Source organism: Halomonas sp. ML-15 (assembly GCF_014779595.1).
Lineage (GTDB): Bacteria > Pseudomonadota > Gammaproteobacteria > Pseudomonadales > Halomonadaceae > Franzmannia.
In genome coordinates this window covers 912058-932225 of record NZ_JACXZT010000019.1, presented here as the reverse complement: position 1 = coordinate 932225, position 20168 = coordinate 912058, and the positions used below count along the sequence as shown (strand labels likewise).

The window sequence follows — 20168 nt, the reverse complement described above, 5'->3', positions numbered from 1 at the left end:
CGAGCCATTATACCCGCGACGACCCCATTTCGCATGTGCGAAACGGGGCCATCAGCGCTACTTTCCACCTCTGGTGCATTGACCTTGGTCTCGCCGTGCCCCCTATAATGGCGGCGTCGGCTCAGCTGCTCATAGGGTCGCGCCGACCCGGCCAGCACCGAGCGGAGCTAACATCCGCACCACTGGCGGCAAGAACCAAAGGGGAACGACGTGTACGACAGCAATATCGACTGGATACTGGCCATCGTCAGCGGCCTGGCCGGGATCGGCATCGGCGCACTGGGCTATCACCTGCTCAACGCCAACGTGGCGCGCAACCAGAAGGTGCGCCAGCGCCTGGCGGAAGCCGAACTCGAGCTCAGCCAGGTCAAGGATGCCCTCAACGATCACTTTGCCAGGGCCGCCGACCTGGTCGCCAGCATTCAGCGCCAGAGCCAGGAGCTCGAACAGCAGCTGTCGCTGGGGGCCGACCGCCTCTGCGACGACCTTCAGATCAAGCGCCGCCTGACCCCGAGCGACGACCTGGCGAGCGATGACGACGCCAGTCCAGCGGTGCCGAGGGACTACGCCGATGGTGATCACGGCACCCTGGCCGAAGACTTCGGTCTGCGCCGCGAGGAGGAGACGGCTGACGCCGCTCAACCGCAGCCGCCCCGCTATTGAGTCCCGCCCCCTCCCCGCTCAGGCGGGGTTGTCAATATCCACGAAGCGGTGCTCGACGCCCAGTTCGTCGCTCAGCCACTCTCCCAGCGCCCTGACGCCATCACGCTCGGTAGCATGATGCCCTGCCGCCAGATAGCTGATCCCCATCTCACGGGCGATATGGGTGGTGCGCTCGGAGATCTCCCCCGAGATAAACAGCTCTGCGCCGGCCTCGGCGGCGGCCATGATCATGTCCTGGGCACCCCCGGTGCACCACGCCACCCGGCTGACCTCGCCGCGATGGCCCTCGACCAGCAGCGGCTCGCGCCCCAGCCGTTCGCCGACGTGGACAGCCAAGGCCCGACTGTCGAGTCCCGGCGGCGGCGCGCCCAGCCATAACAGGCCTTCTCCCAGCTCACCGTCGGCACAGCCGCTGGGGCTGAAACCGAGCCGCTCGCCAAGCAGCGCATTGTTGCCCAACGCGGCGTGAGCATCCAGCGGCAGATGGTAGGCGAGCAGATTGATGTCATGACTGAGCAGGGTCTTGAGTCGACGCTGTTTCATGCCGGTCACCGCCACCGGCTCGTTCTTCCAGAAATAGCCGTGATGCACCAGCAGCAGATCGGCGCCCCAGGCCACCGCCTCATCGAGCAGCGCCTGACTGGCGGTGACCCCGCTCAGCACCCGCTTGATCCCGGGACGCCCAGCCACCTGCAGGCCATTGACGGTATAGTCCTTGAAGCGCTGCGGCTGCAGCAGCGCATCGCACGCCGCCACCAGCGCCTGACGTTCGATCATGATCACCTCCAGACAGGCCAAAACCAGCAGTGTTACAATAGCCTGCCATTGTAACGACTGTGGCCACCCCCAGCGACCGCCCTGTCCACAAGGAACCTTGCATGCGTCGTACCTTGCTGCCCTATGTGTGGCCCGTGCTGATTGGTGTACTGCTGGCCATCGTGCTGCTCAACGCCTTTCCTCAACTGATCGGCCGCGGCCAGCCCCAAATGCCAGCGCAGACGCCCGCCGAACGGGTCGAACCGCCCGCTCAGACGCTGTCGGCAGCCCAGCCGGACGGCGAGCCACGCCCGGCACCAGATCTGCAGACGGCAAGCCCGCTGTCCCGCGAACAGGGACCGTTCAGCTACTCGGCAGCGGTCGATCGCGCCGCGCCGGCGGTGGTCAATATCTACTCGTCGCGCATGGTCGAGCGCGACGAGCATCCACTGATGTCGGATCCGTTCTTCCGCCAGTTCTCCGGCGACGACGCCACCTCACGTCAGCGTATGCTCTCCAGTCTCGGCTCGGGGGTGATCGTCAGCGATGACGGCTACGTCCTCACCAACCACCACGTGATCAGTGGCGCCGACCAGATTCAGGTGGCACTGCGCGACGGCCGCAACACCCTGGCCGAGGTCATCGGCACCGACCCGGAGAGCGACCTCGCGGTACTGCGCATCGACCTGGACGACCTGCCGGTGATCGCCATCACTGACTCGACACAGGCCGCGGTAGGCGATGTCGCGCTGGCCATCGGCAACCCCTTTGGCGTCGGCCAGACGGTGACCATGGGCATCATCAGTGCCACCGGACGCAGTCATCTGGGACTCAACGCCTATGAAGACTTCATCCAGACGGATGCGGCCATCAATCCCGGCAACTCGGGCGGTGCACTGATCAATCCCGATGGCGCCCTGGTCGGCATCAATACCGCGATCTTTTCGCGCTCGGGGGGCTCCCAGGGGATCGGCTTCGCGATTCCTGCCAACCTGGCCCGCAATATTCTCGATGAGCTGGTCACCCAGGGCCGGGTGATTCGCGGCTGGCTGGGGATCGAGGCGCAGGAGATGACCCAGGAGCTGGCCGCCTCGTTCGGCCTGCAGACCCCTGGCGGCGTGGTGATCGCCGGTATCGTGCCCGATGGCCCAGCGGCTCGGGCCGATCTGCGTCCCGGCGACGTGCTGCTCGAGGTCGACGGCCGCCCGATCCTCGATGCCCGGGTGGCGATGGCCGATATCGCCGCCATCGAGCCCGGCGCTGAGCTGCCCATCGCCGTGATCCGCGGTGGCGAGCGCATCGATCTGGTCCTCGATGTCGGCGAGCGCCCACCGCCGGAGGAGCGTCGTCCGGATCGCTAGCCTCCCAGCAGAGCGCAAAACGCCCCCGCCAGTCTGAACTGCATACTGGCGGGGGCGTCTGCGTTTAGGGCTGCGCTTAGCAGCCGCGATCAAGGCTTGATGCGGTACTCCGCCGAACGCGCATGAGCGGTCAACGACTCGCCCCTGGCCAGTACCGAAGCGGTACGTCCCAGTGCCGAGGCACCGTCGGCAGAGCAGTGGATGATCGACGAACGCTTCTGAAAATCGTAGACCCCCAGCGGCGAGGAGAAGCGTGCGGTGCCGGATGTCGGCAAGACATGGTTGGGGCCGGCGCAGTAGTCGCCCAGCGCCTCGGCGGTGTAGCGCCCCATGAAGATCGCGCCGGCGTGGCGCACCTCACCGAGCCAGCTATCGGGATCGGCCACCGAGAGTTCGAGATGCTCCGGCGCGATACGGTTGATCAGCGCCGCGGCCTCGGCGCGGTCGCGACATACGATCAGTGCGCCGCGGGCACTCAGCGACTCGGCGATGATCGCCTGGCGCTCCATGCTCGGCAGCAGCGTCTCGATGGAGGCCGCCACCGCATCGGCATGCGCCGCGTCCCAGGTCACCAGAATCGCCTGGGCATCCTCGTCGTGCTCGGCCTGGGAGAACAGATCCATGGCCAGCCAGTCGCTATCGGTACCTGCGTCGGACACCACCAGGATCTCAGAGGGGCCGGCAATCATGTCGATGCCCACCTGGCCAAATACCGCACGCTTGGCGGTGGCCACGTAGATATTGCCGGGCCCGACGATCTTGTCGACCCGCGGCACCGTCTCGGTACCATAGGCCAGAGCTGCGACCGCCTGGGCACCGCCCAGGGTGAAAACGTGGTCGACACCGGCCAGATGTGCCGCCGCCAGTACCAGCTCGTTAAGGACGCCATCCGGGGTCGGCACCACCATGACGATCTCACGCACCCCGGCGACATGGGCCGGTATCGCGTTCATCAGCACCGAGGAGGGGTACGCCGCCTTGCCGCCGGGCACATAGATCCCGGCACGATCCAGCGGCGTGACCTGCTGGCCCAGCCGGGTGCCATCGGCCTCGGTATACTCCCATGAGCCCGGCTTCTGATGCTCATGGTAGATCCGGATACGCTCGGCGGCCGCGGCCAGCGCCTCACGCTGCTCGGCGGGCAGGCCGTCATAGGCCTCGCGCAGACGGGCCGGACCAATGGTCAGCTCGGCCATCGAACTCACTGCCAGACGATCGAGGCGGTTGGACAGCTCGACCAACGCCGCATCGCCGCGAGTACGCACTGCGTCGATGATCTCATCGACCCGTTGCTGCACCTCGTGACTGGAGACACCCTCCCAGGCCAGCAGGGCATCGAGACGGGCGTCGAAGTCGGCATCCGCAGTGGACAGCCGGGTGATAGCGGGAACCATACGGGCATTCTCGGTCATGGGACTCTCTTTCACGTGGCACGTCGGCGAGGACGGCAGATAACAAAGGATGACGTAGCGTTAAAGCCTGCGCGGCAAGGTCCCGGCGCGCAATAGCCGTGGCGCTATCAGGCTGACACCGACCGGCTATCACGACGCTTGGCCACCGCAGCGCGCAACCGCTCGATCAGCGGCTTGAGGCGCTCATGCTTCATGGTCATGGCTGCCTTGTTGACCACCAGCCGCGTGCTGATGGTGGCGATCAGCTCGCGGGGCTCCATGCCGTTGGCGCGCAGGGTGTTGCCGGTATCGACGATATCGACGATCTCGTCGGCGAGATTCATCAGCGGCGCCAGCTCCATGGCCCCGTACAGCTTGATCACTTCGGCCTGGATGCCCTGCTCGGCGTAGTAGCGGCGCGCCACATTGACGAACTTGGTGGCCACCCGGCGTCGCGCCAGAGCCGGTTCAGCGCCCCGCACGCCTGCGGTCATCAACTTGCAGGCAGCGATCTCCAGATCGAGGGGCTCGTAGAGCCCCTCGGCACCGTGTTCTAGGAGCACGTCCTTGCCGGCGACCCCGAGATCGGCAGCACCGAGCTGCACGTAGGTCGGCACGTCGGTGGCACGGATCACCACCAGCTTGACGTCGGGCAAGTTGGTCTCGAACAGCAGCTTGCGGCTCTTGCCGAGATCCTCGGCGGGCTCGATCCCGGCATCCGCCAGCAGCGGCAGGGTCTCATCGAGAATGCGGCCCTTTGACAGGGCCACGATCAGTTGCTTGTTCATCAGCTTACTCACGTCCGTCCGTCGGTCAGCCAGGCACGCGGCGAATCTTGGCGCCCAGCAGCTGCAGCTTCTCTTCGATACACTCATAGCCGCGATCGATGTGGTAGATGCGGTCGACGCAGGTTTCGCCGTCGGCCATCATCGCCACAATCACCAGCGATGCCGAGGCCCGCAGGTCGGTGGCCATCACCGGCGCCCCGGACAGCCGCTCGACGCCGGTGATCACCGCGGTATTGCCCTCCAAGGCAATTTGCGCGCCCATGCGATTGAGCTCCTGGACGTGCATGAAGCGGTTCTCGAAGATCGTCTCCACTACCCGCGAGGTACCCTCGGCCACCGCATTCATGGCCACGAACTGGGCCTGCATATCGGTGGGGAACGCCGGATAGGGGGCGGTACGGATATTCACCGCCCGCGGCCGCTTGCCGTGCATGTCGAGCTCGATCCAGTCGGCGCCGGTGGTGATGGTGGCCCCCGCCTCCTCGAGCTTGGCCAGCACCGCCTCGAGGATGTCGGCGCGGGTGCGCCGCACCCGCACTCGTCCACCGCTGAGCGCCGCGGCTACCAGAAAGGTACCGGTCTCGATACGGTCGGGCATCACGTCATGATGGCAGCCGTGCAGCCGCTCGACACCCTCGATGGTGATGGTATCCGTACCCTGGCCGCGAATATTGGCGCCCATCGCGATCAGGCACTCGGCCAGATCCACTATCTCCGGCTCGCGGGCGGCATTCTCGAGAATGGTCGTACCTTCGGCCAGGGTCGCCGCCATCAGCAGATTCTCGGTGCCGGTCACGGTCACGGTATCGAAGAAGATGGTCGCGCCCTTGAGGCGGCCATTGCTCCGCGCGCGAATATAGCCAGCCTCGACGCGAATCTCGGCGCCCATGGCTTCGAGGCCGCGAATATGCAGATCCACCGGCCGCGAGCCAATCGCGCAGCCGCCGGGCAGCGAGACATCGGCATGCCCGAAGTGCGCCAGCAGCGGCCCCAGCACCAGGATCGAGGCGCGCATCTTCTTGACCAGCTCATAGGGCGCATGGCAATCCTTGACCTGGGAGCCGTCGAGCTGGATGGTCATGCGTTCGCCCATCACCGGCTCGACGCCCATGCGCCCGAGCAGCTCGAGGGTGGTGGTGATGTCCTGCAGATGCGGCAGATTGCCGATGGTCACCGGCCCGTCGGAGAGCAGAGTGGCACACAGAATCGGCAGCGCCGAGTTCTTGGCACCGCTGGCCCACACCTCACCGTCGACGGGGCCGTTGCCGGTAATGATCAGTTTATCCATGAAGGTCCGTTTGGTCAGGCGCGGCCGGCGGCATTCTGCCACTGGCTGGGGGTATAGGTCTTGATACTCACAGCGTGCAGGGCGCCGCTGGCGATCTCGTCGGACAGTGCCGAATAGATCAGCTGCTGGCGCTTGACCGGCGACAGGTCACTGAACACCTCGCCTACGGCGGTCACCTGAAAGTTGCAGCCCTCACCCTGGATATGAAAGTCGCAGCCTTCGATACGGGCCTCGAGTAGCGCTTTGACGTCACTGGGTTGCATGCGCGGAGGTCTCCTCTGAATAACGCGAATCGGCGCCGTCACCGACGTGCAGCGAGCACGCGGGGCGCAAATGGCCTCCAATGGTAATCAAAAGCGCCCCGCTTGGCGATGCCAAGGGGGCGATTCAATTGCCATGGGGGTTGCTTGTCAGAGCAGCGCTGCGCGCTGCATCGCGACTGAAGTCGCTCCTACAAAAACGATGGTGGGCTGTCTTCAAGCCGCGGTGGCATCGGGCAGCAGCGTATCCAGCCCCGCCATGCGCGTCAGCCGCGCCAGCGGGGCCGACAGGGTCACGCTGTCGATCACCAGGCCGGCGGCCTCAGCGCAGCGGGTCCACTCGAGCAGTACGCTGAGCGCCGCACTGCTGACCCGGTCGACGCCACTCAGGTCGAGCACCAGGCGGGTCGCCGCCGGCTGCTGGGCAAGCCAGGCGCTGCCGCTGGCGGCAAGGCCGGCGGCGACCTCGAAATCGACGTCACCGCCGACCGCCAGGCGCGCACCCTCGACGTCGAGGCGCACGTCCCCCTCCTCGAACAGACGGGTCATGCCGAGCCGCCCTCCTCGAGTTCGTCGACACCCACTTCCGGCGACCAGCCATCGATCACCGCATCGTAGTCGCGGCCATGATCGCGCATCGCCTGATCGAACTGATTGCGGAAGGTCAGTCCCAGGTTGATGCCGTTGACGATCACGTTAACCACTTTCCACTCACCGTCGCTGAGCCGCAGCGAGTAGCTGACCGGATAGACCTGGCCGTTGGTGGCAACCACCTCCATGGCTACGCTGGCCTGGTCTTCGTGGCGCGACTCGCGCTGGCTATCGAGCACCCGCAGCTCGCGGTAGTCGAAGGTCACCAGCCCTTTGGTGTAGGTGTCGATCAGGGTCTGGCGGAAGGTCCTGGCGAAGCGGCTGCGCTGCTCTGGGGTGGCGTTCTGAAAATAGCGCCCCATCACGCTGGCCCCGATATAGCGAAAGTCGGCGATATCATCCAGATTGCTATCCACCAGCGCCTCGAGCTCATCGAGGTTGTCGGCAAAGTAGTCCCGGCGCCCTTCGATCTCGCCCATCAGCTCATCGATGCTATCGCGGATCAACTGCTCCGGCGTCTGACTAGGCTGCTGAGCCTGGGCCGAGCCTGCCATCAGCAGCATCAGGGCCGCCATCAGGGCAACCGCGCCGGACAGGTAACGCTCACATACTGCGCGCATAACGCCTCCATGAACTAGGGTCATCAATCACTGACCATGTTGGACACGAATTGCTGGATGAGTTCTTCCAGCACCAGTGCCGATTGGGTATCGCGGATGGTGTCGCCATCCGCCAGCGTTTCGGGATCCCCGCCCACCGACAGGCCGACGTACTGCTCACCGAGCAGCCCCGAGGTGAGTATCGCAGCGGTAGTGTCCCGCGAAAGACGATCCTCGAGCTTGCCGTCGAGCTCCATCACTACTCGCGCGTCATACCAGTCCGTGTCGAGTTCGATAGACGAGATCCGCCCGACGGTAACACCGGCCATGGTCACCTGGGCGCGCGGCTTGAGACCGCCAATATTCGAAAAGTTGGCCTCCAGGGTGAAGGTATTGCCAGGCGACGTGAGGGTCAGACCACTGACACGCAGCCCCAGGAATATCATTCCCAAAATCCCTGCGAGCATGAACAGCCCGACGCCGAGTTCCATTATCTTGCTGCGCTTCATGCCTTGTCTCCGCTGATCATGACAGTCCGCCGAACATTACCGCGGTCAATACGAAATCCAGTCCCAATACGGCCAGCGAGGAGTAGACCACGGTGCGCGTGGTAGCCCGTGAGATGCCCTCCGAGGTGGGGATCAGGTCATAGCCCTGGAACACCGCAATCCAGGTCACCACCACCGCAAACACCAGACTCTTGAGCATGCCGTTGCCGACATCTCCAACAAAGTCGACGCTCGACTGCATGTTGCCCCAGAAGGAGCCGTCGAACACGCCGAGCCACTCCACGCCGACCAGATAGCCGCCGTAGATCCCCACCACGCTGAAGCCAACGGTGAGCAGCGGCAGTGCCACGAAGCCCGCCCACAGCCGTGGCGCCACCACACGCCGCAGCGGGTCGACGCCGATCATCTCCATGCTGGTCAACTGCTCGGTGGCCTTCATCAGGCCGATCTCGGCGGTCAGCGCCGAGCCGGCCCGGCCGGCGAACAGTAGCGCGGCCACCACCGGCGACAGTTCGCGCAGTAGCGACAGTGCCACCATCTGCCCAAGTGCCTGCTCGGCACCAAAGTCGACCAGGATGGTGTAGCCCTGCAAGGCCAGCACCATGCCGATGAACAGCCCCGAGACCAGCACGATGGCCAGCGACAGTACACCAATGAAGTGCACCTGACGCAGCCACAGGTACAGCCCTTCGCGGGACGGCACCCCCACCGACGACTGGGCCAGGAACAGCCCGGCTCGCCCCATGGCTTCGAGCAGATCGCAGCCGCGTCGGCCAAGTGCCGAGATCTGACGCATCATCGCCCGCCTCCTGCTACGCCCAACATGTCGTGCCGGAAATCCAGTGCCGGGTAGTGAAATGGCACCGGCCCGTCGGGTTCGCCGTGCACGAACTGGCTGACTCGGGGATCCTGGTCGACGTCGAGGGACGCCGGCGAGCCGTGGGCCATCACCTGACCGTCAGCGATGACATACACGTAGTCGGCGATCGACAGCGTCTCCTTGATATCGTGGGAGACCACCACTGCGGTCAAGCCCAGCGCCTCGTTGACGCGCTTGATCAGTTGCACCAGCACCCCCTTGGAGATGGGATCCTGGCCGACGAAAGGCTCATCGTAGAGGATCAGCTCAGGGTCGAGGGCCAGCGCTCGGGCCAGTGCCACACGGCGCGTCATGCCGCCCGACAGCTCGGATGGCATCAGCGACCGGGCGCCGCGCAGCCCAACCGCTTCGAGCTTCATCAGCACCAGGTCGCGGACCATCGACTGAGGCAGGTCGGTATGCACGCGCAGCGGAAAGGCGACGTTTTCGAACACGCTCAGGTCGGAAAACAGCGCCCCGCTCTGGAACAGCATGCCCATGCGTCGGCGCAGTCGAAACAGCGCCTTGCGCGACAGCGCATGCACCTCATGCTCATCGATCCATACGCGTCCGGCATCAGGGGTCAACTGGCCGCCGATCAGCTTGAGCAGGGTTGTCTTGCCGGTGCCGCTTGGCCCCATGATCGCGGTGATCTTGCCGCGTGGAATGGTCAGTGACACGCCACGGAAGATATCCTTGTCACCGCGAGAGAAATGCAGGTCATCGATCACCACGAAGGGCGAATCACTCATCGCATATCATCTCGTCGAGAAAAATTATCGAACATCGTATCCTAACTGCGACAACACCTGCCAGCGAGAGTTGCGGCAACGCATCATTTCCCCCTTTACAACCTTGCACCCTCTATCCAAGCCGCGTTTAATTAGCGCCCTCTCACCCGGCTATGTATGGGACCGCCTTCACCATGCTGCTACCCTTGATCATCATTCTGGTTGGCCTGATCGGCCTGCTGTGGAGCGCCGACCGCTTCGTCGGCGCGGCGGCCGCCACCGCCCACCGCGCCGGCATGAGCACCCTGCTGATCGGCATGACCATCGTTGCGCTGGGCACCTCGGCGCCGGAGATCCTGGTCTCGATCATGGCCGCCCTGGACGGGGTGCCCAACCTCGCCACCGGCAACGCGCTCGGCTCCAATATCGCCAATATCGGCCTGGTGCTGGGCGTTACCGCGCTGGTGGCGCCGATTCCGGTACGCTTCTCCATCGTCCGTCGCGAGCTGCCGCTACTGCTCGGCGCTACCGGTCTGGCCGGCTACGCCCTGGCCAACGGCATCCTCGGCCGCTTCGATGCGCTGTTCCTGCTCGCGCTGCTGGTATTCAGCCTGTGGTGGCTATTCCGCGCCGACACCCCCGACGAGGACACCCCGAACCAGGTGCCGGATATGACCCTTGCCAAGGCGTTAGTCTGGCTGGTACTGACCCTGCTGCTGCTGCTGGTCAGTTCACGCCTGCTGGTATGGGGCGCCAGCGAAATAGCACGCGAACTCGGGATCAGCGAGCTGGTGATCGGCCTGACCATCGTCGCCATCGGCACTAGCCTGCCTGAGCTGGCCGCCTGCATCTCGAGTGCCCTCAAGCGCCATCACGACATCGCTATCGGCAACGTCATCGGTTCCAACCTGTTCAATATGCTGGCGGTGCTGCCGATTCCCGGCATGCTGGCGCCAGGGCCTATCGACCCTGCCGCGGCCAGTCGCGACTTCCCGACGATGCTGGCGTTGACCCTGCTGCTCGGTGCCCTGCTGCTGTGGCAGCGACGCGGCGCCATCGGCCGCCTGCCTGGCGGCGTCCTGACGCTTCTGTATGGCGGCTATCTCGGCTGGCTGGCGCTTACTCTCTGAGCGCCGATCTCTGACACTTGCGCGGCGCCAGACTTGAGCCCCGCGCCACAACCGGCAACAATCACCGCCATGACCGACACTCGCGCTTCCACATTCCGCACCAGTGCCTGCCGCACCCTCGATCTCGAGCAGCAGGCCATCGCCGCGCTCAGCGCCCAGCTGGATGCTGACTTCGACCGCGCCTGCCAGCTGATGCTCGACTGCCAGGGCCGCGTAATAGTGACCGGCATGGGCAAATCAGGGCATATCGCCGGCAAGATCGCCGCCACCCTGGCCAGCACCGGCACGCCAGCGTTTTTCGTCCATCCCGGTGAAGCCAGCCACGGCGACCTCGGCATGATCACCCGCGGCGATGTGGTGCTGGCCCTCTCCAACTCCGGCGAAACCAGCGAAGTCACCGCCCTGCTGCCGCTGCTCAAGCGCATGGGCACGCCGCTGGTCAGCATGACCGGTCGCCCCGGCTCGACCCTGGCACGCCACGCCGAGGCGCACCTCAACGCCGCGGTGGCGCGGGAAGCCTGCCCCCTCGACCTAGCCCCCACCTCCTCGACCACGGCAGCCCTGGCGCTGGGTGATGCACTGGCTGTGGCGCTGCTCGAGGCGCGCGGCTTCACCGCTGAAGAGTTCGCCCTGTCACATCCCGGCGGAAGCCTCGGCCGGCGCCTGCTGCTCAAGGTCGGCGACCTGATGCACCAGGGCAGCCGCCTGCCCCGAGTGGCCCTTGGCAGCCCGCTGCGCGACGCCCTGCTCGAGATCACCCGTCAGGGTCTCGGTTTTACCTGCGTAGTCGATGAACAGGGCCTGCTGGCCGGGGTCTATACCGACGGTGACCTGCGGCGTACGCTCGACCAGTATGCCGACTTGCGCCCTCTCAAGGTCGACGACGTCATGACCCGCCCCGGCAAGCGTATCGGCGCCGAGGTGCTGGCCGCCGAGGCGGTTCGCGTCATGGAGGACAACCGTATCACCGCCCTGGCGGTGGTCGACGACCAGGGCCGCCCGGTGGGCGCCCTGCACATGCACGACCTGCTCACCAGCGGCGTCATCTAGGAGAGTTCATGACCCCTGATACACCATCCTTACCCGCCGCACTGATCGACCAGGCCCGCCACATCCGCCTGCTGGCACTGGACGTCGACGGTGTCTTCACCGACGGCCGCCTCTATTTTCAAGCCGACGGCATCGAGATCAAGGCCTTCCACACTCAGGATGGTCACGGCATCAAACTGCTGCGCCAGGCTGGTCTGAACGTGGCGCTGATCACCGGACGCGATTCGCCGATGGTCAGCCAGCGCGCCGCGGCACTGGGCATCGACCATGTGCTGCAGGGGCGTGAGGACAAGCTCGCCGCACTCCGCGAGCTGTGTCAGCGCCTTGGCCTGGAACTCGAACAGGCCGCCTATGGCGGTGACGATCTCCCCGACCTGGCCGCCATCAAGCGCGCCGGCCTGGGCATCAGCGTGCCCAACGCGCCGGACTATATCCGTCACCACGCCGACTGGGTCACCCAGCGCCACGGCGGCCACGGTGCGGTGCGCGAAATCTGCGACGCCCTGCTCCAGGCCCAGGGCCATTGGGGCGCCGTGGTCGACACCTTCCTGCACGGTAAGCGCTGAACCATGGCGATCCGTCTGCCGCGCCCCTCCTACAAGCTGTGGCTACTGCTGCTGCTGTTGCTGCTGGGCGGCGTACTGGCACTGCTCGACCAGCGCGACAGCTTCGGCCCTGGCCCGGTGCCTCGCGACGAGGCCGGCGAGCCCGACTACTATCTTGAAGATGCCACCATGACCCGCTTCGACGTCGAAGGCCGCCCCCATCAGCGCCTCGAGACGCCGCGCCTGGTGCACACGCCTCACGACGACGTGACCCGCACCCAGACGCCGGTCAGCCGACTGCTCGACAGCGAGGGCCGCACCTGGTTCGGCTATGGCGATGTCGGCACCCTGGGGCCTGGCAACGAGCGCTTGACGCTGGCCGGCAATGCCCGCCTCGAGGCCCCCGACGAGGGCTGGCGGCTGGAGACCGACGTGCTACACGTCGACCTCGATATCGGCCACGCCTTCAGCGAGACCACCGCCACCCTGTACCAGCCGCCACAGTGGACCCGCGGCGAACGTTTCGACGCCTGGTTCGATGAAGACCGCATGCGTCTCACCGACAACGTGCGCGGCCACCACCCACCCGAAGGCTCCGAGGAACCCGCATCATGAGGCGATCACACTTGACACTGGCGCTGGCCGCCTGGCTACTGCTGGGCAGTGCCACTGCCCTGGCTCAGAGCCAGGACGCCAGCCAGCCGATTGACGTCACCGCCGACCAGCTCGACCTGGACGATCGTGCCGGTACCGCGGTATATACCGGCGATGTGGATATCCGCCAGGGCTCGCTGCAGGTCACCGGCGACCGCGTCGAGATCCGCCGCAACGACGCTGGCGAAGTATCACTGATCACCGCCACTGGCGAGCGCGCCTACGTCGAGCAGCGTCCGAATCCTGACGAGGAGTTGATGCGCGGCTGGGGGCGCACCATCATCTATCACGTTGCCGAACGCCGCGTAGAACTGATCGACCAAGCCGAACTGCATCAGGCCCGCGACACCTTCGACGGCGGCTACGTCGAGTACTTTCTCGACCGCCGCGTGGTTCAGGCCCGCTCTGACGTCGAGGGCAGTGAACGCCAGCGCGTGCGCATGACCCTCAATCCCGAGCAGAACTGATTCGTCCGCGACGCTTCGTTTTTACACTTTTTCACACAAGGCAAGCGCATGACGACCCTTCGCGCCAAACACCTGGCCAAGAGCTACAAGCGCCGCCGGGTGGTGCACGACATCAGCCTGACCATCGAGCAGGGCAGCATCGTTGGACTGCTCGGCCCCAATGGTGCCGGCAAGACCACCTCGTTCTACATGATTGTTGGTCTGGTCAAGGCCGACGCCGGCGAGGTCTTCATCGACGACCGCGACCTCTCGCGGGCCGCCATGCACGAACGCGCCCAGGCCGGGCTCGGCTACCTGCCCCAGGAAGCCTCGGTGTTTCGCAAGCTGTCGGTGGCGGATAACATCATGGCAATCCTCGAGACCCGCAAGGACCTCGACCGCAGCGGGCGTCAGGCGCGCCTCGAACAGCTGCTCGAGGAGTTCCATGTCACCCATATCCGCGACAACATGGGGATGAGTCTGTCGGGCGGCGAACGTCGGCGTGTGGAGATCGCCAGGGCACTGGCCACCGAGCCGGCTTTCATTCTGCTCGATGAGCCTTTTGCCGGGGTCGACCCAATCTCTGTGGGTGAGATAAAAGGCATTATTCGCCAGCTCAAGGCGCGCGATATCGGGGTACTGATCACCGACCACAATGTGCGCGAGACCCTGGATATCTGTGACCGCGCCTATATCGTTGGCGATGGTCAGATCATCGCCGAGGGCACTGCCGCCGAGGTCCTGGCCAGCCAGCGGGTCCGCGACGTCTATCTCGGCGAGGACTTCCGACTCTAAGAATACCCTGCCCCAAGCCCATGAAAACACGCCAGGAGCTTGACAACTGGCACACCGATTGCGTATGGCATGCTTATTGCAGAGATTTCATATCAATCCGCTTGCAAGGGGTCGCACCGCGGGATAACGTGATCCTTCACTTGTCAGCGAAGCCGTCTCTCTCATGGCCATGAAACCCTCGTTGCAACTGCGCGTCGGTACCCACCTGACGATGACCCCACAACTGCAGCAGGCGATTGCCCTGCTGCAGCTCTCGACCCTCGACCTGCGCCAGGAGATCCAACAGGCGCTCGAGTCCAACCCCATGCTCGAGCTCGACGATGCCTTCGGCGAGCAGGAGGTGGCCGAGGCCAAGGAGGACGACTGGTCGAACGAGATCCCCGACGAACTGGCGGTCGACAGCGACTGGTCGGACACCTATCAGGATATGGCCCCCAGCGGTAGCGGAGAGGCGCCCGATTTCGAGCGCAACGCCAGCGGCGAGAGCCTGCACGACCACCTCGCCTGGCAACTGGCGATGACCGACCTGGTCGACCGTGAGCGCATTATCGCCGAGAGCCTGATCGACGCCGTCGACGACAATGGCTACCTGGCGGCCAGCCTCGACGAACTCACCGGCGGGCTGCGCGACCAAGGCCTCAGCGCGCTCAAGAGCAGCGAAGTCGAGCAGGTACTACTGCGCCTGCAGCAGTTCGAACCCACCGGCGTCTGCGCCCGCGACCTGCGTGAATGCCTGATGCTGCAGCTCGGCGTACTGCCCGACGACACCCCACTGCTGCCCCAGGCCAAACGCCTGGTGCGGCAGTTCCTGGAAGCCCTGGCCGCCGACGACCGCAAACTGCTCAAACGCCGCTTGCGCCTCGACGACGATCAGCTCGACCACGTCATCGCTGTGGTACGCAGCCTCGACCCGCGCCCCGGCCAGGCCTTCAGCGACAGCGGCAACGACTATGTGATTCCCGACCTGATTGCACGTTACAGCCAGGCTGGCTGGCGTATCGAGCTGAACCCCGAGGCGCTGCCCCGGATGCGCATCCAGCCCGACTATGCGGCGCTGATCAAGCGCGCCGACAAGAGCGACGACAACGCATTCATGAAGCAGCACCTGCAGGAGGCGCGCTGGCTGATCAAGAGCCTCTCGAGCCGTAATGACACTTTGCTGCGCGTCGGTCGTGAAATCATGGCACGCCAGTTCGACTTCCTCGAGCAGGGCGAGGAAGCCATGAAGCCATTGATCCTGGCCGATATCGCCCAGGCGGTGGAAATGCACGAATCGACCATCTCGCGGGTCACCACTCAGAAATTCATTCATACCCCGCGCGGCGTCTTCGAGCTGAAGTATTTCTTCTCCAGCCACGTGGGCGGCGTCGGCGATGGCGAGGCCCACTCGAGCACGGCAATCCGCGCACGCCTCAAGAAGCTGATCGGCGAGGAACCGTCGCGCAAGCCGCTGTCCGACAGCAAACTGGTCGACCTGCTCGCCGACAGCGGTATCAAGGTGGCTCGACGTACCGTGGCGAAGTACCGCGAGGCCATGGGCATCCCACCCTCCAGTGAACGCAAGCGTTTGTCCTGACAAGAGAAATTCTGACATTCCCCGCACCATCGAAATCTCCGGAGACGGGGGGTATGCAGCGCCAGAAAAAGGGTTACAATCGAAGCGACACCCGCTGGAAAGGAGCGTGCCATGCAAGTCAACATCACCGGACACCATGTTGAACTGACCGAATCGCTACGTGATTATGTCGACGAGAAGCTCGCTCGTCTCGAACGACATTACGACAACATCACCACCGTCCAGGTCACGCTTTCCATCGAAAAGGAACGCCAGCAGGCTGCCTGCACCCTGCACGCCGCAGGTGCCGACATCCACGCCGACGCGCAAGACGTGGATATGTATGCCGCTATCGATGCCTTGGCCGACAAACTCGACCGCCAACTGGTCAAACACAAGGAAAAAGCTCAGGCCCGCGCCCAAGGCGCCGGTGTCCGCTGATTTCTCCATGACTCTGCAAACCATCCTGCCCCCCGAGCGCGCCCTGTTTGGCGTCCCCGGGGGGAGCAAGAAACGGGTGCTGGAATTCTTCAGCACCTTCATCGCCCAGAACACCCCGAGCCTCGACAGCCAGGAAGTCTTCAGCCGGCTGATCGGTCGTGAGCGGCTGGGCAGTACCGGCATCGGCAATGGAGTGGCCATCCCCCATGCCCGCAGCCCTCACTGCAAGACGCCGCTGGCCGGCTTTCTCAAGCTCAGCGAGGCGGTAGACTTCGATGCCATCGACGGCGACCCGGTGGATCTGGTGTTCGTGCTGCTAGTACCCGAGGAGGCCGACGACACCCATCTCGCGCTGCTCGCCGAAGTCGCCGGTGTGATGAACGACGCCGATACCCGAACGCGTCTGCGCCGCTGCGAGAGTCAGCGTGAGCTTCATGATACCCTGATGGACGCTATCGACCGTCAGACCTAGCCCCCCCGGCACCTCTCGCGCCCGGTTGCTGATCGGGGCAGCGGTACGCTCCACGCGTGTCGGCGGCACGTTTTCACGCAGGAGAGCAGCATGCAGCTCGTCATCATCAGCGGCCGTTCCGGCTCCGGTAAGTCGATTGCCCTGCAGGCCCTCGAAGACCTGGGCTTCTACGCCATCGACAACCTTCCGGCGGTGCTGCTCGGCTCACTGGTTGACGAGCTGCACGCTGGCGAGCCGCGCCGCGCGTCGATCGCCGTCAGCATCGACGCGCGTAACCTGCCGGACGCACTGGAGCGCTTCCCGAGCCTGCTCGATGAGGTCCGCCAGCGCGGTGTCGACTGTCAGGTCGTTTACCTCACCGCCGACGCCAAGATTTTGCTAGAGCGCTACTCTGCGACCCGCCGTCGTCACCCTCTGACGCGCGACAGTAATCGCACCCTGGCCGAAGCGATCGACTCCGAGGAGAGCGCCCTGGCGGAGATTCGCGATCTGGCCGACCTGACCATCGACACCACCCGGCTATCAGTCCACGATCTGCGTGGCCGCATTGCCGAGCAGGTCGCCCAGCACGTCGGCAAGCAGCTTACCCTGACCTTCGAGTCATTCGGCTTCAAGCGCGGCGTACCGCTGGACGCCGACACCGTGTTTGACGCCCGCTGCCTGCCCAACCCCTACTGGGATCCCCGGCTGCGCTCATTCAATGGCCGCGACGCCGAGATCGTTGCGTTTCTCGAGAGCTATCCCGACGTCGGTGACATGGCCGAAGACATCCGCGGCTGGCTGACTCGCTGGCTGCCGGCTTACCAGGCCAGCCATCGCAGCTACGTCACCGTGGCCATCGGCTGCACCGGCGGCCAGCACCGCTCGGTCTATCTGGTCGAACGGCTAGCCACCGAGTTTGCAACCAGCTATCCCGATGTACGCTTGCGCCACCGCGAGCTGGGCATTCATACCGCGATCACCCAACCAACTGCCAAGGACAGCGCACCTGCCATCACGCCACAAGGATGTTGACCCGATGCCAAGCCGTGAACTGACCCTGACCAACAAGCGTGGCCTGCACGCTCGCGCGGCCACGCGGCTGGTGCAGTGCTGTCAGCCGTTCAACGCCAGCATCAGGGTTCAACACGCCGAACGCGACGCCGACGCGGCTAATATCATGTCGCTGCTGATGCTCGCCGCGCCCTGTGGCAGCGTGCTTACCATTCACGCCGAGGGCGAGGACGCCGAGGCCGCGCTCGACGCCCTCAGTGCGCTGTTCGAATCACGCTTCGAGGAGGGCGAGTAGCCTCAGCCCAAGCCTCAACTGCCCGCCACCATCATCTCATCGATCAACCAGCTGCCGCTGTGCACGCTGCCACGAGTATCCACGTCATCGCCCACCGCCACCAGGCCGCGGAACATCTGCTCGAGATTTCCGGCGATGGTGAACTCCTCGACGGGATACTGGATGACGCCGTTCTCGACCCAGAATCCGGCCGCCCCGCGCGAGTAGTCGCCAGTCACGCCGTTGACACCCTGCCCCATCAACTCGGTGACCAGCACTCCGGTACCCAGCTGCTCGAGGAGCGAGGCGTATGGCGTGAGCGGCGCCTGGAGCCGCAGATTGCGAGCCCCCCCGGCGTTGCCGGTACTCTGCATGCCGAGCCGCCGCGCACTGTAGGCGGAGAGCATATAGCTGGCCAGCCGCCCCTGGTCGATAAACACGTTGTCGCGGGTATAGACGCCGTCGTTGTCGAATGGCGCACTGGCTGATGCGGCGACCTCCAGCGGTCTCTCGACGAGGGTGAACCAGGCCGGGAAAAGCGTCTCACCGAGCCGCCCGCAGAGGAAGGAGGCATCGCGATAGAGCGCACCGCCGGCAATGGCACTCATCAGATGGCCGATCAGTCCAGCCGACAACTGGGGGTCGAACAGGACCGGGAAACGCCCGGTGGTGGGACGCTTGGCGCCCAGCCGGCGCAGCGTCTTGTCGGCGGCCTGACGGCCGATCGTCTCCGCGGCCACCAACCGGGCCGGATCGCGCTCGCTGGTATACTCATAGTCGCGCTGCATGCCGCCAGCATCCTCGGCGATCAGCATGCACGACAGCGAATGGCGGCTGCCGCGCAGACTGCCGAGAAAGCCGTGGCTGTTGCCGTACACCCGCACCCCCTCGCCGCTGGATAGACTGGCACCATCGGAGTTGGTAATGCCTGCCACAGCGCGCCCGGCAGACTCGCAGGCCAACGCCAGTTCGATGGCCTCATCGGTGCTCAACCGCCAGGGGTGGTGCACTTCGAGATCGGGCAGCTCGGTGGCCATCAGTTCGGCCGGCGCCAGGCCGGCATGCGGGTCCTCGCCGGTATGACGGGCGATGCCGATGGCCTTCTCCACCGCGGCCTTGATCGACGCCTCGCCGGCATCCGACGATGAGGCGCTGCCCTTGCGATTGCCCACGAACACCGTCACCGCAATACCCTGGTCACGAGATAGCTCGACACTTTCCACCTCACCCATGCGCACACTGATGCCGATCCCCTGATCGACGCTGGCGCCCACCTCGCAGGCATCGGCGCCCAGCTTGCGCGCCTGATCCAGTGCCGTGGTCACTCGCGCCTCAAGCAACGTCTGCTGTGCAACGGCATCAAAAGCCTGTGTCATCTCGTGTCTCCTTGACTGGGGCTGGCTGGTATACTCGCCGCACACCCCAATGCTGATGGTAATGGCATGTCATTCGATTCCCCCGCCAACCAAGACGGTTGGCAGAGCAAGACCCAGCGCAAGCAGGAGATGCAGGCCCTGCAGGCGCTAGGCGAAAAAATCATCGCCCTCTCCGACGCCGAGCGAGCCCGGCTGCCGCTCTCCGACGAGATGCTCGCCGCGGTCGAGGAGACCGGGCGCATTCGCTCCCATGAAGGCCGCCGCCGCCACATGCAGTATGTCGGCAAGGTCATGCGCCGGGAGGACATGGCGGCGATCCAGGCCGCCTTCGACCAGTTCGAGCAGGAAACGCTGCAGCGCGACCACGCCTTCCACCGCCTGGAGAAGTGGCGCGAGCGGCTGATCGAGCAAGGCGACGACGCCGTCGAAGCCTTTATCGTCGAATTCCCGGACGTCGACCGCCAGGCACTGCGCCAGCTGATTCGCAACGCCCAGCGCGAGCGCTCCCAAGGTAAACCGCCAACCAGCTCTCGCAAGCTGTTCCGGCTGATTCGCGATACCGCGAGCCTATAGCGCCCTGCCCCTCATCGTGGCAGCGCTGCGCGCTGCATCGCGACTGAAGTCGCTCCTACAGTGCCACC

At 65.0% G+C, this 20168-nt stretch carries 25 protein-coding genes; 14 read left to right on the top strand and 11 right to left on the bottom strand.

The window, feature by feature from the left end:
* Positions 1-210 precede the first annotated feature (210 nt).
* Positions 211-663 (top strand): YhcB family protein, encoded by a 453-nt coding sequence (locus tag IEI94_RS16120; protein WP_191168286.1) that lies wholly within the window; start codon positions 211-213, stop codon positions 661-663.
* An 18-nt stretch (positions 664-681) separates the two neighbouring features.
* Here IEI94_RS16120 and IEI94_RS16115 read toward each other — a convergent pair whose 3' ends face one another.
* Complete coding sequence (locus tag IEI94_RS16115; RefSeq protein ID WP_191168285.1) at positions 682-1440, bottom strand: Nif3-like dinuclear metal center hexameric protein; 759 nt, start codon at positions 1438-1440, stop codon at positions 682-684.
* Between the two features lie 101 nt (positions 1441-1541).
* On the opposite strand from IEI94_RS16115, the gene IEI94_RS16110 reads away from it, so the two are divergent.
* Complete coding sequence (locus tag IEI94_RS16110) at positions 1542-2780, top strand: trypsin-like peptidase domain-containing protein (RefSeq protein WP_191168284.1); 1239 nt, start codon at positions 1542-1544, stop codon at positions 2778-2780.
* A gap of 89 nt (positions 2781-2869) precedes the next feature.
* Here IEI94_RS16110 and hisD read toward each other — a convergent pair whose 3' ends face one another.
* From hisD to IEI94_RS16065, 9 genes are all read right to left on the bottom strand, one after another.
* Positions 2870-4192, bottom strand: a complete 1323-nt coding sequence (gene hisD, locus IEI94_RS16105; protein WP_191168283.1) for a histidinol dehydrogenase — start codon at positions 4190-4192, stop codon at positions 2870-2872.
* Between the two features lie 107 nt (positions 4193-4299).
* A complete protein-coding gene (gene hisG / locus IEI94_RS16100; protein ID WP_191168282.1) occupies positions 4300-4959 on the bottom strand; it encodes an ATP phosphoribosyltransferase in 660 nt (219 codons plus the stop codon).
* A 25-nt stretch (positions 4960-4984) separates the two neighbouring features.
* Positions 4985-6247 carry a UDP-N-acetylglucosamine 1-carboxyvinyltransferase gene (gene murA / locus IEI94_RS16095; protein WP_191168281.1) on the bottom strand — a complete coding sequence of 421 codons (1263 nt, stop codon included), beginning with the start codon at positions 6245-6247 and terminating at the stop codon, positions 4985-4987.
* Positions 6248-6261: 14 nt separating this feature from the next.
* A complete protein-coding gene (locus IEI94_RS16090) occupies positions 6262-6510 on the bottom strand; it encodes a BolA family protein (RefSeq protein WP_191168280.1) in 249 nt (82 codons plus the stop codon).
* A gap of 213 nt (positions 6511-6723) precedes the next feature.
* Positions 6724-7056, bottom strand: a complete 333-nt coding sequence (locus IEI94_RS16085) for a lipid asymmetry maintenance protein MlaB (RefSeq protein WP_191168279.1) — start codon at positions 7054-7056, stop codon at positions 6724-6726.
* Positions 7053-7673 carry a phospholipid-binding protein MlaC gene (locus tag IEI94_RS16080; RefSeq protein WP_412030922.1) on the bottom strand — a complete coding sequence of 207 codons (621 nt, stop codon included), beginning with the start codon at positions 7671-7673 and terminating at the stop codon, positions 7053-7055. The genes IEI94_RS16085 and IEI94_RS16080 overlap by 4 nt, the downstream gene beginning before the upstream one ends.
* A 68-nt stretch (positions 7674-7741) precedes the next feature.
* Entirely contained in the window at positions 7742-8206 is a 465-nt protein-coding gene (mlaD, locus tag IEI94_RS16075; protein ID WP_191168277.1) for an outer membrane lipid asymmetry maintenance protein MlaD, read from the bottom strand.
* A gap of 16 nt (positions 8207-8222) precedes the next feature.
* Positions 8223-9005 carry a lipid asymmetry maintenance ABC transporter permease subunit MlaE gene (mlaE, locus tag IEI94_RS16070; RefSeq protein WP_191168276.1) on the bottom strand — a complete coding sequence of 261 codons (783 nt, stop codon included), beginning with the start codon at positions 9003-9005 and terminating at the stop codon, positions 8223-8225.
* Positions 9002-9817, bottom strand: a complete 816-nt coding sequence (locus tag IEI94_RS16065) for an ABC transporter ATP-binding protein (protein ID WP_191168275.1) — start codon at positions 9815-9817, stop codon at positions 9002-9004. The genes mlaE and IEI94_RS16065 overlap by 4 nt, the downstream gene beginning before the upstream one ends.
* Before the next feature lie 173 nt (positions 9818-9990).
* On the opposite strand from IEI94_RS16065, the gene IEI94_RS16060 reads away from it, so the two are divergent.
* The 11 genes from IEI94_RS16060 (at position 9991) to IEI94_RS16010 (ending at position 18172) form a co-directional block, all read left to right on the top strand.
* Positions 9991-10926 carry a calcium/sodium antiporter gene (locus IEI94_RS16060; RefSeq protein WP_191168274.1) on the top strand — a complete coding sequence of 312 codons (936 nt, stop codon included), beginning with the start codon at positions 9991-9993 and terminating at the stop codon, positions 10924-10926.
* A 69-nt stretch (positions 10927-10995) separates the two neighbouring features.
* Positions 10996-11976 (top strand): KpsF/GutQ family sugar-phosphate isomerase, encoded by a 981-nt coding sequence (locus tag IEI94_RS16055; protein ID WP_191168273.1) that lies wholly within the window; start codon positions 10996-10998, stop codon positions 11974-11976.
* Between the two features lie 8 nt (positions 11977-11984).
* Positions 11985-12542 (top strand): KdsC family phosphatase, encoded by a 558-nt coding sequence (locus tag IEI94_RS16050; protein WP_191168272.1) that lies wholly within the window; start codon positions 11985-11987, stop codon positions 12540-12542.
* A gap of 3 nt (positions 12543-12545) precedes the next feature.
* Positions 12546-13136 carry an LPS export ABC transporter periplasmic protein LptC gene (gene lptC, locus IEI94_RS16045; protein WP_191168271.1) on the top strand — a complete coding sequence of 197 codons (591 nt, stop codon included), beginning with the start codon at positions 12546-12548 and terminating at the stop codon, positions 13134-13136.
* A complete protein-coding gene (gene lptA, locus IEI94_RS16040) occupies positions 13133-13642 on the top strand; it encodes a lipopolysaccharide transport periplasmic protein LptA (RefSeq protein WP_191168270.1) in 510 nt (169 codons plus the stop codon). Before lptC ends, lptA begins: the two co-directional genes overlap by 4 nt.
* 48 nt (positions 13643-13690) lie before the next feature.
* On the top strand, positions 13691-14416 hold the full coding sequence (gene lptB / locus IEI94_RS16035) for an LPS export ABC transporter ATP-binding protein (RefSeq protein WP_191168269.1): 726 nt from the start codon (positions 13691-13693) through the stop codon (positions 14414-14416).
* Between the two features lie 163 nt (positions 14417-14579).
* Positions 14580-15992, top strand: a complete 1413-nt coding sequence (locus IEI94_RS16030; RefSeq protein ID WP_191168268.1) for an RNA polymerase factor sigma-54 — start codon at positions 14580-14582, stop codon at positions 15990-15992.
* Between the two features lie 111 nt (positions 15993-16103).
* The gene (gene hpf, locus IEI94_RS16025) at positions 16104-16412 is read left to right on the top strand and encodes a ribosome hibernation-promoting factor, HPF/YfiA family (protein ID WP_191168267.1); all 309 of its coding nucleotides are present in this window, start codon (positions 16104-16106) and stop codon (positions 16410-16412) included.
* Between the two features lie 7 nt (positions 16413-16419).
* On the top strand, positions 16420-16884 hold the full coding sequence (locus IEI94_RS16020; protein ID WP_191168266.1) for a PTS sugar transporter subunit IIA: 465 nt from the start codon (positions 16420-16422) through the stop codon (positions 16882-16884).
* A 90-nt stretch (positions 16885-16974) separates the two neighbouring features.
* Positions 16975-17898, top strand: coding sequence for an RNase adapter RapZ (gene rapZ / locus IEI94_RS16015; RefSeq protein WP_191168265.1), 924 nt, complete (start codon positions 16975-16977; stop codon positions 17896-17898).
* Between the two features lie 4 nt (positions 17899-17902).
* Positions 17903-18172 (top strand): HPr family phosphocarrier protein, encoded by a 270-nt coding sequence (locus tag IEI94_RS16010; protein ID WP_191168264.1) that lies wholly within the window; start codon positions 17903-17905, stop codon positions 18170-18172.
* A 14-nt stretch (positions 18173-18186) separates the two neighbouring features.
* On the opposite strand, the gene pmbA is transcribed toward IEI94_RS16010, so the two are convergent.
* The gene (gene pmbA, locus IEI94_RS16005) at positions 18187-19527 is read right to left on the bottom strand and encodes a metalloprotease PmbA (RefSeq protein ID WP_191168263.1); all 1341 of its coding nucleotides are present in this window, start codon (positions 19525-19527) and stop codon (positions 18187-18189) included.
* Positions 19528-19593: 66 nt separating this feature from the next.
* Here pmbA and yjgA point away from each other — a divergent pair, with 66 nt between their 5' ends.
* On the top strand, positions 19594-20100 hold the full coding sequence (gene yjgA, locus IEI94_RS16000; RefSeq protein ID WP_191168262.1) for a ribosome biogenesis factor YjgA: 507 nt from the start codon (positions 19594-19596) through the stop codon (positions 20098-20100).
* Positions 20101-20168 lie beyond the last annotated feature (68 nt).